Raw genomic sequence first — 272 nt, 5'->3', positions numbered from 1 at the left:
CCACCAGTTCATGCCGTCGCTTCCCCGGGCGCCCCGGGTTCGGGCTTCAAAGCGTGCATAGCCTCGCGAACGGCGTAGTACACGATGACCAACCCAGCCAGCGGGTCCGCCCACCACCACCCGAACCATGCGTTGAGGACCAACCCGATGAGGACCGCGCCGGATAGGCAGGCATCGATCAGGGTGATCTTGCCTTCCGCTCTCAGCACCGGGTTGCCCATGACCCGGCCCGTGCGGATCTTTCCCCAAGCCAAGCCCAGCATCACTACGAG

General features: G+C 65.1%; 1 protein-coding gene. It reads right to left on the bottom strand.

All coding sequences use genetic code 11. From position 1 onward, the window contains the following. Positions 1-8: 8 nt before the first annotated feature. A partial coding sequence (locus SB724_RS20170) for a cation efflux transmembrane domain-containing protein (RefSeq protein WP_410572626.1) occupies positions 9-272 on the bottom strand: 264 nt, incomplete at its 5' end.

The sequence above is a fragment of the Bacillus sp. SIMBA_031 genome (assembly GCF_046535225.1).
Lineage (GTDB): Bacteria > Bacillota > Bacilli > Bacillales > Bacillaceae > Bacillus > Bacillus velezensis.
This window is presented reverse-complemented; position numbering and strand designations above follow the sequence as displayed.